Source organism: Intrasporangium chromatireducens Q5-1 (assembly GCF_000576575.1).
Classification (GTDB): Bacteria; Actinomycetota; Actinomycetes; order Actinomycetales; family Dermatophilaceae; genus Intrasporangium_A; species Intrasporangium_A chromatireducens.
Map to the genome: position 1 here is coordinate 23,492 of NZ_AWQS01000023.1, position 9,281 is coordinate 32,772.

Below are 9,281 nucleotides of genomic sequence, written 5' to 3' on the forward strand. Positions count from 1 at the left end.
GCTGAGGAGACCTCATGAGCGACGTGTCCACGCGCATCCTCCTGCTCAGCACGAGCGACACGGACCTGCTCGGTGCCCGAGCCAGCGGGGCGGCATACCGCTGGGCCAACCCCACCCGCGTGACGGACGCCGAACTGCGAGCCGAGCTCGAGCGGTGCGACCTGGTGGTCTTCCGCTACCTGGGCTCCGTCCAGTCACTGCCCCCGGCCTTCGCGGCCGCCCGTGACAGCGGACGGCCATTCGTCGTCCTCGGCGGTGAGCAGACGCCCGACGCCTCCCTGATGGAGCTCTCGTCGGTCCCGCTCGGCGTGGCGGCCGAGGCGCACCGCTACCTCGCGCAGGGCGGCGCGACGAACCTGCGCAACCTGCACGCCTTCCTCGCTGACACCGTCCTGCTGAGCGGCGACGTCTTCGACCCGCCCGCAGACCAGCCGACATGGGGCCTGCTGGACGACGGTAGGCCGCGGATGGCCGTTGCCGACCACCGACGCGCCCTCGTCGCGATCCTCTACTACCGGGCACACCATCTGGCTGGCAACGTGGCACACGTCCGCCAGCTCTCCGCCGCGGTCGAGGCGGCCGGCGGCGTCGCCACGCCGATCTTCGTCACCAGTTTGCGGGACGCACCGTCCGACCTCCTCGAGCACCTGCAGGACTACGACGTGCTGGTCACCACCGTCCTGGCAGCCGGTGGCACGCGACCCGCCGCCGCGGCCGCGGGCGAGGACGACGACTCATGGGACGTCGAGGCGCTGGCCGAGCTCGACGTCCCGATCATCCAGGGGCTCACCCTCACTTGGGACCGATCCACGTGGCAGTCGAGCGACGACGGGATGAGTCCGCTCGACGTCACCAGTCAGGTCGCGGTCCCGGAGTTCGACGGGCGAATCATCGGAACAGTGTTCTCCTTCAAGGAGATCGACGCCGATGGCCTACCACAGTACGTCCCTGATGTCGAGCGGTGCCGACGCCTGGCCGAGCTCGCCGTCGCCCATGGGCGCCTGCGCCACACCCCGCCGGAGGAGCGGCGGATCGCCATCGTCCTGTCCGCCTACCCCACGAAGCACGCGCGGATCGGCAACGCGGTCGGCCTGGACACGCCGGTCTCCGTCATCCGGCTCCTGCGGGCGCTGCGAACGGCCGGCTACGACCTCGGCGAGCCGGGGAAGATCCCGGGGACGGGCGAGGTCGAGCCCGTCGACGGGGAGTCGGTCGACACGACCGCCGGCAACGCACTGATCCACGCCATCATCGAGGCAGGCGGGCAGGACGAGGACTGGCTGACCCAGGAGCAGCTGTCGGGGCAGCCCGTGCGCATCCCCGCCGGGAGGTATCGCGAGTTCTTCGCGACGCTGCCCGCCGAGCTGCGCGAGGCGGTCACCGAGCACTGGGGGGACGCGCCCGGCGAGCTCTTCGTGGACCGGCAGCGCGATCCGAACGGTGAGATCGTCGCGGCAGCACTGCGTGCCGGCAACGTCGTCATCCTCGTCCAGCCGCCGCGCGGCTTCGGTGCCAACCCGATCGCCATCTACCACGACCCCGACCTGCCGCCGACGCACCACTACCTCGCCGTCTACGACTGGCTGGCACATCAGTTCGGTGCCCACGCCATCGTCCACATGGGCAAACATGGCAACCTCGAGTGGCTGCCCGGCAAGAACCTGGCCCTGTCCGCGTCCTGCGGGCCGGACGCCACGATCGGCGGCGTCCCGCTCGTCTACCCGTTCCTCGTCAACGACCCGGGCGAGGGCAGCCAGGCCAAACGGCGCGCCCACGCCACGATCGTCGACCACCTCGTCCCACCGATGGCCCGCGCAGAGTCCTACGGCGACATCGCTCGCCTCGAGCAGCTCCTCGACGAGTACGGCAACGTCTCCGCCATGGACCCGGCCAAGGCGCCGGCCCTGCGGGCGGAGATCTGGTCGCTCCTGCGGGCGGCGGAGCTGCACCGAGATCTCGGTCTCGAAGACGATGCCTCGGTCGAGGACGCCGCCGAGTTCGACCTCCTGGTGCAGCACGTCGACGGGTGGCTCTGCGAGATCAAGGACGTCCAGATCCGGGACGGCCTGCACGTCCTGGGCGAGGTGCCCTCGGGGCAGGCCCTCGTCGACCTCGTCCTCGCCATCCTGAGGGCCCGCCAGGTGTTCGCCGGCACCGTGGGGGCGGTCCCCGGGCTCCGCACCGCCCTCGGCCTCGCCGAGGACGAGACCGACCGCGGCACAGTAGACCGCGCCGAGGCCCAGGCCGCGGCGCTGGTCTCGGCGCTGGCGGACACGGGCTGGGACGCCACGGCAGTGCCGGACGTCGTCGGCGCGCTGCTCGGCTCCCGGGCGGAGGCCGACACGCGAGATGCCGTATGCCGCTCACTGACCTTCGCGTGCGAGCAGGTCGTCCCGCGCGTCCTCGCGACCTCAGGGGAGATCGATGCGATCCTCCACGCACTCGACGGCGGCTACGTCCCGGCCGGACCGAGCGGCTCACCGCTTCGCGGGCTCGTCAACGTGCTCCCCACCGGCCGCAACTTCTACACCGTCGACCCCAAGGCGGTGCCATCCCGGCTCGCGTGGGAGACCGGCCAGGCCATGGCCGACTCCCTCCTAACTCGCCACCACCAGGACACGGGGGAGTGGCCCCGAAGCGTCGGCCTGTCGGTGTGGGGCACGTCCGCAATGCGCACCTCCGGCGACGATGTGGCAGAGGTCCTGGCCCTGCTCGGCGTGCGCCCTGTCTGGGACGAGATGTCCCGCCGCGTGGTCGGGCTCCAACCCATTGCCCTTGCCGAGCTCGGACGTCCCCGGATCGACGTCACGGTGCGGATCTCCGGGTTCTTCCGTGACGCGTTCCCCCACGTCATCGACCTGCTCGACGACGCTGTCCGCCTCGTGGCCGGCCTGGACGAGGCACCTGAGGACAACTTCGTCAGGGCGCACGTCCACCGCGACCTCCACCAGCACGGGGACGAACGGCGTGCCACGATGCGGATCTTCGGCTCCAAGCCGGGCTCCTACGGCGCCGGCATCCTCCCGCTCGTGGAGGCCGGGAACTGGCGGGACGACAAGGACCTGGCCGAGGTCTACGCGACCTGGGGCGGCTTCGCCTACGGACGACAGCTGAGCGGCATACCGGCTCGTCCCGAGATGGAGCGCATCTACGCGCGGATCGACGTCGCAGCCAAAAACATCGACACCCGCGAGCACGACATCGCCGACTCCGACGACTACTTCCAGTACCACGGCGGGATGGTGGCGACGGTGCGCGCCCTGACGGGGCGGGCGCCGCGGGCCTACGTGGGTGACTCGACCACGCCGGAGTCCGTGCGCACCCGCACACTGACTGAGGAGACCGCCCGCGTCTTCCGGGCACGGGTGGTCAACCCGCGCTGGATCTCCGGGATGCGCCGGCACGGCTACAAGGGGGCCTTCGAGCTCGCCGCGACGGTCGACTACCTGTTCGGGCTCGACGCGACGGCCGGGGTCGTCGAGGACTGGATGTACGAGAACCTCGCCAGAACCTACGTGCTCGACAAGGAGAACCAGGACTTCCTTCGGCATGCCAACCCGTGGGCGCTGCACGGGATGGTCGAGCGGCTCCACGAGGCCGTCGACCGTGGCCTCTGGGCGGAGCCGGACCTCGACCTGCTCGCGCGGCTGCAGGCGGTCTACCTGGAGGTCGAGGGGGACCTCGAGGAGTGAGGTCAGGCGGGCCGCAGCAGGTAGGTGTCCATGACCCAGCCGTCCCGGGCGCGGATCTCTGCACGGAGCCGGCGGACCTCGTCGATGACCTCGGCGAGCCGGCCTGACACCAGGGCCTCGTCGGGAGTGCCGAGCTGGGCGCCCCAGTAGAGTCGCAGGTCGGGATGCGTCTCGGCCAGCCCGGCGCACTGCAGGTGTCCGTCGAGCATGACGACGACGTCGCCCAGCTCGGGACGGTATTCCTCGAGGAGCCGTCGCCCGGTCGTGATGTGGATCGGTGCTCCGATCCGGTTCAGGGGTATGCCGTGCCGGGCGGCGAGCAGCTGCGGGGCGCTGATGCCGGGCAGGACGTCGACGGCGACGCCGAAGCGGGGCCGCAGCGCGTCGACGATCCGGATCGTGGAGTCGTAGAACGCCGGGTCGCCCCAGACGAGGAAGCCGACGGTCTGCTCATGGGGTTGCAGGGTGGCCAGGACCTCGGCGTAGGCGTCGACGCGAGCGGCGTGCCAGTCCCGCACCCCTCGCCCGTATGCCGCTGAGTCCCGCTCGCGGTCGGGTCCCCGTTCCGGATCGACGACCTCGATGACGCGGTAGCGGTGCGACCAGGGGATGAGTTCGGCGCAGATCCGCTGCCGCGCGCGGACGAGGTCCGCCTTGGCCTCGCCCTTGTCGGCGACGAGAAAGACGTCGACCGTGGCGAGGGCCTCGACGGCGTCCCTCGTGAGGTGGCCGGGGTCCCCCATGCCGATGCCGATGACGCGGATCCGCTTGATCACGGCGTCATCTGGGGGAGGCCGGCTCGCGTCAGCGCGAGGAGGGCGTCGACGTCGAGGTGCTCCTCGAGGGCGTCGGCGAGGACCTCGAGCATGTGTTCTCGCCTGGCTGCGAAGCCGGCGGCGTCGGGGTCGGGTCGCCACCGTGAGCCGGCCGCCTCGGCGACCCGGCTCAGCCAGGCCCGCCGGAAGGCGTCGTTCTCAAACGCGCCGTGCCACATCGTCCCCCAGACGGCGCGGACCTGCCAGCCGTCGAGAAACGGCTCGGCCGGTCGTGCGCCGTCGAGGGCGGGGTCTCCGCTGTCGATCGGGTGGGCGATGCCGTGGTGGATCTCGTAGGCCTCGACCCGGTGCCCTTGCCAGGTGCCGACCGGTCGGGCCAGGACCTTGTCGGCGCCGAACTCGACTCGGATCGGCAGCAGCCCGAGGCCTGGAACGACGCCGACCTGCCCCTCGACGTCGTCCTCGATCTGCTGGCCGAGCATCTGGTAGCCACCACAGATGCCCAGGACCGGTCTGCCGGCTGCCGCACGGCGTGTGATCATCTCTCCCAGCCCACGCTCGTGCAGCCAGGCGAGATCGATCGTGGTGGAACGGGTCCCGGGCAGTACGACCAGGTCTGCCGCCTCGACCAGAGCCGGATCGACCGTGACCAGCACGTCGACGCCGGGTTCGGCGGCGAGGGCGTCGACGTCCGTCGCGTTGGAGATGCGCGGGAGCCGGACCACCGCCACCGTGAGCCGGTCGCCCGCTCCGGCCGGCCTTGCTGCGGCTGCTCGCCACTCACCCGTGGCGAGGGTGTCCTCGCTGTCCAGCCAGACCTCGAGCAGCCACGGGATGACGCCCACGAACGGCACACCGGTCCGCCTGCTGATCTCCGCGAGGCCGGGCTCCAGCACCGAGACATCGCCACGGAACTTGTTGATGACAAAGGCCTTCAGGAGCGCTCGATCCTCGTCGGACAACAGGGCCCACGTGCCGTAGAGCGAGGCGAGGATGCCGCCCCGGTCGATGTCGCCGACGACGACCACCGGCAGGTCGAAGCGCCGCGCCAGCCCCAGGTTGACGAAGTCGCCCTGCCGCAGGTTGATCTCGGCAGGTGACCCCGCGCCCTCACACACGACGAGGTCGTACTCGTCGGCGAGCTCCTCGTATGCCGCGAAAGCGGCGTCTGCGAGCAGAGCCCGCCCAGCGGCATACTGGCCCGCCTCGAGCACCCCGGCGGGGCGGCCACGCACGACGATGAACGACCGGCGGTCGCTCCCCGGCTTGAGCAGGACCGGGTTCATCGCCGTCGTGGCGACGACCCCCGCGGCCTGGGCCTGCAGGTACTGCGCGCGGCCGATCTCGCCGCCGTCGAGACAGACCATCGAGTTGTTCGACATGTTCTGCGCCTTGAACGGCGCAACGCGAAGACCACGGCGGGCCAGCACCCGACAGAGCCCCGCCGTGATGACGGACTTACCGGCGTCCGAGGACGTGCCGGCCACGAGGATCCCGGATGCGCTCACCCTGACATCCTGCCCAACCCCTTCTTCGAGGCGGCAGGCGGCCGCGCTACCGGCCCATCGAGCCTCTTCGTTGACGTCGGCGCAGAGCGCCTGTCCCTTTGCGTCGTGGGCAGGCCAGAGAACCATGCTCCACGTCGACCTCAAGAAGCTGGGGAACATCCCGGATGGCGGCGGCTGGCGCTAGGCGTGCACGATTGAACCGGGAGAGTTAGGGTAGTTGTTTGTTAAACCATGTGGAGCAATGGCACTCGGGTAGGGAGGTCAACTATGCAAGTGGCTCGGCTGGCGGCACGTCTGGTCATCGGTGGTTTGTTCTTCGGCCATGGCACGCAGAAACTGATGGGTTGGTTCGGTGGCCCGGGATTGTCGGGCACGGACCAGATGATGGGATCGCTTCAGCTGCACCCGCCGCGGCGCAATGCCGTGGCTGCGGGAGTCACCGAGGCCGGGGGCGGGGCACTCCTGGCCGCCGGGCTCGCGACGCCGTTGGCGGCCTCCGGCTTGATCGGCGTGATGACCACGGCGATCCGCAAGGTTCACGCACCCAAGGGCGTGTGGAACGCCAACGGCGGATACGAGTACAACCTCGTGCTCATCGCCGCACTGCTCGCTCTGGCCGAGGCCGGCCCGGGAAAGTGGTCACTGGATCGTGCCTTCGGGATTGAGCGGACGGGCACCCGGTGGGCGCTGGCATCCGGCGCTTTGGGAGTCGCGGCGTCCTTCGCCACGACCGAGCTGGGACGTCGAGCCGCCGAGCGCGAGGCCGTCCAGCAGCCGCCACATGGTCCTTCGGCTGAAAGGGCAATCTGAGCAGGGCCGGATCCGCGTTGCCTCCGGCCGCGACCCATTCCGTGCGGACGCCTCCGCCTCGGCAGGATCGTTGGCTGCAGGGTCGCCGGCCGCGGTAGGGATGCTGCCGCATAGTCCTGGTCGCCGGTTGGGTTGGCACTTGCCGCCTCTGCGCGGTGCCACACCACTTTCGTATCGATCACGAGGTCAGGGCCGGCACTCCAGCGATGACCGCAGGCACTTGTCCCGTTCAGTCAGCGAGGCACCTGCCGATGCGTCCAGACTTCAGGGATCCTCGGCTGCAGCTGCTCAGCATCATCACACGTCGGCCGGGCAGGAAGCCTGCGTGTGCGATATGACCGACGTGGTGCAGCTCTCCCAGCCCACCGTCAGCTAGCACCTCAAGATCCTCGCCGACGCCGACGCCGACGGCGGCACCTCACCCGCGAACGCGGAGCCAGCTAGGCGTGGTACCGCCTCGACGCCGACACCCTGGACCAGGTCCGCGCCTTTTTGACCTGAATGAAGAACGTCCGGACATCGGCACTATGTGGGTGAAAGTTGGACCGGCGTCATCGGCACGATATCCCCAAGCCGCCGTGCTGCGCCCCGCTGCCACGGAGCGACGTACGGTTGACTCCGGAAAGCATCGGCAGTCTGTGTCGAATTAGTGTCGAAGTCTGTCGTGGGTGCGCGTTTGTGCAGGTCAACGACTTGCGGGCGTCGGGCTGTAAATCCGTCGCGAAAGCTACGAAGGTTCGAATCCTTCACCTGCCACCCAGTGTGACGAAAAGAGGCCCTGACCTGCGGAAACGCCGGTCAGGGCCTCTCTTGCGTCAGGTTCCGGGAGTTCGCTCGGGATGCCGCCAGTGGGCAACTTCGGCGCGATTTCGACACGGCCAGCGAGGTCCCACGGTCCGGACGTGCCCGGCGTTCACCGGATGCATCGCAACGTCAACGGCTGTCTGTGCCGAATGCGCGTCGAAGTGCGCTGCGTCCGAGGTGTTTGTGGAGGTCAAGGGCTTGGCGGCGACGGAGGGGGGTCCGTCGCGACAAGGAAGCCGTCAGGCTTTGTGCCGGAGACGCACTCAGTTGCGCCAAGGCCCCAGGAAGCCGCTGATCCGATCGCGGGTCTGGGGCGACACCGGTAGGTCGGCGAGTCGGTCAATCAGCGCGTCCGCAGCCAGCAGCTTCGCGTCGAGCAGGGCCGTGACGAAGGCTCGGTCCTTGTCGCGGAAGGCCGCGAGCTTCGCCAGGGCCAGATCGTGCGGGTCGAGGAAGACTGCTCGAGATGGCCAGGTGGACTGGTTCTGCCACACAACGAGTCGATCCCTCCACCCCGTTGGCAGCACTGCGGTGCTGACCTCCACTCCTTGGGCGTAGCAGCCGAACTGCTCATCGAAGGGGGACAACTCCCCGATGGCGGCGTCGACCAGGTCGGCCTTCTTCCCACCAGGGTCGTTGAGGAAGGCGATGTCGACCTCCCGAGAGGCGGTGGCCGGCGCCGGAAGGTCGTCCTCGTCGAAGGAGCCGAGAATCGCTTGGGAGCCGATGACCAGGATGTCCGGGTCGCCAGCGATGCGCGTGCTGGCCCGCAAAAGGTGTGCGAGTTGGTCGCGATTCATGCGGCCCGATGCTTGGCGGCCCAGTGGCGGCGAAAGGACTGGTGCACGGCGAGCCTTTCCTGCTCGTCCAGAACTCCGGCGAAGGGCGAGTTGGCTCGGAGCTCCACGGCTCGTGGGGTGCGGCTGGCCAGGATGTCGGCGACCGCGTCGACACCCTGGTCGAGCAGCCCCTCCCACTCCCGTAACCAGGACTGGGTCATCCCATCCGCTCGGTGGGTTCCGCTCCATCGCTCGATGTTCGAGCGCGCTCGAGCCAGCACCCGCTCCGGGTCGCGCAGCAGCGGGCCGAGCAGCGCCCGATGCAGCCACAGCGAGCGTTCCTCTTCCCGACGCAACACCTGGCCCTCGTCCAAGAAGCTCTGCAGGTCACCGCGGGCGATACGCCGGTGGGAACCGATCACCGAGCAGGGCAGCCTCCCCGCGTCGCACAGGTCCACGACGTGCTGGCGTGAACAGCCAAGAACCTGTGCCGCCTGCCCGGTGGTGAGCAGCTGCGCTTCAGTGACCATGTCTCCATAGTCATACGTAAACACAAAAAACACAATAGAGCGCGGGGCGGGTCCGGACAGCGGGCTGGGCGGCTTACGTCGCCCGTCTCGTGACGACGGGTGCGCGGCGCACGGAGACCCAGGCGAGGGCTCCGGCGACGAGGGATATGAGCAGGACGGGCAGCAGGATCTGCAGCCATGGGATGTCGATGACGACGGTGCTGAGGTCGGGGCCGTTCTCGGTGAAGGACGCGGTGGTGATCCGCGAGATCGCGATGCCCGGTGCGAGACCGACGAGGACGCCGAGCACGGCGCCGAGTAGCCCCAAATAGGTCGCTTCCGCTCCGGCTAGCAGGCGTCGCGTGCGTCGGGTGGCTCCTACCGCGGCGAGCGTGCCCAGGAG

7 protein-coding genes are annotated in these 9,281 nt (G+C 69.5%); 2 read left to right on the plus strand and 5 right to left on the minus strand.

Going from position 1 to position 9,281, the window contains the following annotated elements:
- Window positions 1-14 precede the first annotated feature (14 nt).
- On the plus strand, window positions 15-3,692 hold the full coding sequence (cobN, locus tag N864_RS04980; protein ID WP_034714154.1) for a cobaltochelatase subunit CobN: 3,678 nt from the start codon (window positions 15-17) through the stop codon (window positions 3,690-3,692).
- 2 nt (window positions 3,693-3,694) lie between these two features.
- Here the strand turns inward: cobN and cobF are convergent, their stop codons facing one another.
- On the minus strand, window positions 3,695-4,468 hold the full coding sequence (gene cobF, locus N864_RS04985; RefSeq protein ID WP_205620861.1) for a precorrin-6A synthase (deacetylating): 774 nt from the start codon (window positions 4,466-4,468) through the stop codon (window positions 3,695-3,697).
- A complete protein-coding gene (locus tag N864_RS04990; RefSeq protein ID WP_034714156.1) occupies window positions 4,465-5,976 on the minus strand; it encodes a cobyric acid synthase in 1,512 nt (503 codons plus the stop codon). The genes cobF and N864_RS04990 overlap by 4 nt, the downstream gene beginning before the upstream one ends.
- Before the next feature lie 273 nt (window positions 5,977-6,249).
- Between N864_RS04990 and N864_RS04995 the strand changes: the two genes are divergently transcribed.
- Complete coding sequence (locus N864_RS04995) at window positions 6,250-6,786, plus strand: DoxX family protein (protein WP_205620862.1); 537 nt, start codon at window positions 6,250-6,252, stop codon at window positions 6,784-6,786.
- 1,067 nt (window positions 6,787-7,853) lie between these two features.
- Here the strand turns inward: N864_RS04995 and N864_RS05000 are convergent.
- The 3 genes from N864_RS05000 to N864_RS05010 form a co-directional block, all read right to left on the minus strand.
- Window positions 7,854-8,390 carry a DUF6036 family nucleotidyltransferase gene (locus tag N864_RS05000; RefSeq protein WP_034714160.1) on the minus strand — a complete coding sequence of 179 codons (537 nt, stop codon included), beginning with the start codon at window positions 8,388-8,390 and terminating at the stop codon, window positions 7,854-7,856.
- Entirely contained in the window at window positions 8,387-8,899 is a 513-nt protein-coding gene (locus tag N864_RS05005; protein WP_034714162.1) for a helix-turn-helix domain-containing protein, read from the minus strand. The genes N864_RS05000 and N864_RS05005 overlap by 4 nt, the downstream gene beginning before the upstream one ends.
- A 73-nt stretch (window positions 8,900-8,972) precedes the next feature.
- The coding region (locus N864_RS05010) for an FtsX-like permease family protein (protein ID WP_155892816.1) at window positions 8,973-9,281 on the minus strand (309 nt) is incomplete at its 5' end.

Bases quoted from the DNA above. Each gene is read 5' to 3' on its own strand.
- cobN (WP_034714154.1), top strand. From the start codon at position 15: ATGAGCGACGTGTCCACGCGCATCCTCCTGCTCAGCACGAGCGACACG.
- N864_RS05000 (WP_034714160.1), bottom strand. From the start codon at position 8,390: ATGAATCGCGACCAACTCGCACACCTTTTGCGGGCCAGCACGCGCATC.
- N864_RS05005 (WP_034714162.1), bottom strand. From the start codon at position 8,899: ATGGTCACTGAAGCGCAGCTGCTCACCACCGGGCAGGCGGCACAGGTT.